Below are 2,909 nucleotides of genomic sequence, written 5' to 3'. Positions count from 1 at the left end.
ACCACGTCCACATCGGCGGCCGTGAGGCCGGCGTTCGCCAGCGCCGCGCGGATCACCCGCTGCTGGGACGGACCGTTCGGCGCCGTCAGACCGTTGGACGCACCGTCCTGGTTGGTCGCGCTGCCCCGCAGTACCGCGAGCACCTGGTGCCCGTTGCGCCGCGCGTCGGACAGCCGCTCCACCACCAGCACGCCCGCGCCCTCGGCGAAGCCCATGCCGTCCGCGTCGGCCGAGAAGGCCTTGCAGCGGCCGTCCGCCGCCAGTCCGCTCTGCTCGCTGAAGCCGACGAAGCCCTCCGGGGACACCAGGATGGTGACACCGCCGGCCAGCGCCATCGAGCACTCGCCGGAGCGCAGCGCCTGGGCGGCCATGTGCATCGCCACCAGGGACGACGAGCAGGCCGTGTCGATCGTCACCGCCGGGCCTTCCAGCCCGAGCGCGTAGGAGACCCGGCCGGACAGCACGCTCGTGGCGTTGCCGGTGATCAGGTGGGCCATGCCCTCGATGTCCGCGCCGTAGCCGTAGCCGGAGGTGTAGCCGCCGACGAAGACGCCGGTCGCGCTGCCGCGCAGCGACTCCGGGTCGATGCCGACCCGCTCCACCGCCTCCCAGGACAGCTCCAGCAGCAGCCGCTGCTGCGGGTCCATCGCCAGCGCCTCGCGGGGGCTGATGCCGAAGAAGCCGGCGTCGAACCCGCTCATGTCCTGGACGAACCCGCCGGACCTGACGTACGAGGACTCGCCGAGCGCCTCCAGGTCCCAGCCGCGGTCGTCCGGGAAGCCGGATATCCCGTCTCCGCCGGAGGCCAGCAGCGCCCACAGCCCGTCGGGGTCGACCACGCCGCCGGGGTAGCGGCAGGCCATCCCGACGATCGCGATCGGCTCGTCGGCCGCGATCGTGGCCGGCACGGCCGCCGGCGTCCCGGCGCCGTCCGGCACCGCCCCCAGCAGTTCCGCCTCCAGGTAGTCGGCCAGCGCGGCCGCGGTCGGGTAGTCGAACAGCAGGGTCGCGGGCAGCCGCAGCTCCGTGGCGGAGCTGAGGTCGTTGCGCAGCTCGACCGCGGTCAGCGAGTCGAAGCCGAGTTCGCTGAAGGCGCGGTTGGTCTCGACCGCCTCGGGCGAGGCGTAGCCGAGCACGTGGGCGGCCTTGGCCTGGACGAGTTCGGTCAGCACCCGGCGCTGCTCGGCCCGGCTCATCCCGGCCAGTCGGCGGACCAGGTCCTGCTCGACCGGCGCGGCCGGGACCTCGGTCAGCAGGGCGGCCAGCCGGTGGATCTCCGGCAGGTCACGCATCAGGGGGACGGTCAGCAGGCTCGCCGCCGGCTGCGGCTGCGCGAGGATGACGGACCAGTCGATGTTGGTGACGGTCAGCACGGTGTCGCGGCAGTCCAGGGCCTCGCCCAGGGCCCGGACCGCGAGGTCCGGGTCCATCACGCCCTCCCACTGGTTGCGGGCCAGCCGCTGCCGGGCGGCCTCGGAGCCCTGCGCCACGCCGGCCGCCCACGGGCCCCAGGCCACGGCGAGCGCGGCCAGGCCGCGGCTGCGCCGGTTCTCGGCCACGGCGTCCAGGTAGGCGTTCGCCGCACCGTAGTTGGCCTGGCCCGGGCCGCCCGTGGTGGCCACCACGGAGGAGAACAGGACGAAGGCGTCCAGGTCGAGGTCGGCCGTCAGCTCGTCCAGGTAGGCCGCACCGGCGGCCTTGGCCGCGAGCACGGACTCCAGGCGCGCCGCCGAGAGGCCGTCGATCACGCCGTCGTCCAGCACCGCCGCGGTGTGCACCACGGTGCCCAGCGCGGGTCCGGTCGTGGCGATCCGGTCGAGCAGGCCGGCCAGGTCGGCCCGGTCGGCCGCGTCGCAGGCCAGCACGTCCACCCGGGCGCCCCGGGCGGCCAGTTCGGCCGCGAGCGCGGCGACACCGGCGGCGCCGGCGCCGGACCGGCTGGTCAGCACCAGGCGCTCCACACCGCGTCCGACCAGCCAGCGGGCCACGTGCCCGCCGAGCGCGCCGGTACCGCCGGTGATCAGCGCGGTGCCGTTGGTCGGCCGCCACGTCCCGGCCGCCGCCGGCTGGGGGGCGTGGGTGAGCCTGCGGCCCACGATCCCGGCCGGGCGGAGTGCGGCCTGGTTCTCGTCGCAGCCGGCCAGTACGGCCACCAGCTGCGAGCCGGTCCGCTCGTCCAGGACGGGCGGGAGGTCGATCAACCCGCCCCAGCGGTCCGGGTATTCGAGTCCGACGACCCGACCGAAGCCCCAGACCTGGGACTGCAGCGGGCTGGTCAGCACCTCGTTCGGGGCGGTGGCCACGGCGCCCCGGGTGAGGACCCAGAGCGGCGCGACGACCTCGACGTCGCCCAGCGCCTGCACCAGGCCCAGCGTGGCGGCCAGGCCCACGGTCACCACCGGGTGGTCCGGCAGGCGGGTCTCGTCGGTCGCCAGCAGCGACAGCACGCCGGACACCTCCCCGGTGCCCCGCAGCGCCTCGCCGAGCAGTGCGGCGAGAGCCGCCCGGTCGACCGTCCCGGCCGGGACCTCGACGAAGACGAGCTCGGCGCCGCGGGAGGACAGGGCGGCCACGCAGCCCTGGGCCACATCGCCGTCGGTCTCCCCGGCGGGGAGCACCACCAGCCACCGGCCGGACAGCCGGGCGAGGCCGCCGGGGACGGTCGCCGGGGACCAGGTCACCCGGTAGCGCCAGGCCTCCGTGACCGAGCGGTCCCGCTCGCGGCGCCGCCAGGACGCCAGCGCGGGCAGCACCTCGATGAGCTGCTGGTCCTCGATGGCCAGCGCCTCGGTGAGGTGGGCCAGGTCGCCACCTTCGACGGCGGCCCAGAACTGCGCTTCCGCCGCCGTGCTCGCACCGTCGCCACCGACGGGGGACGCCGTCGCGGCGGACTGGAGCCAGTAGTGCTG

At 75.7% G+C, this 2,909-nt stretch carries 1 protein-coding gene; it reads right to left on the bottom strand.

The features are described from left to right. The coding region (locus ABT263_RS38585; RefSeq protein ID WP_352298590.1) for an SDR family NAD(P)-dependent oxidoreductase at positions 1-2,909 on the bottom strand (2,909 nt) is incomplete at both ends.

Origin of the sequence: Kitasatospora sp. NPDC001603, assembly GCF_040298365.1 — a bacterium.
Classification (GTDB): Bacteria; Actinomycetota; Actinomycetes; order Streptomycetales; family Streptomycetaceae; genus Kitasatospora.
Note: the sequence above shows the minus strand (reverse complement) of the source record. Positions and strands in the feature narration are given on the sequence as shown.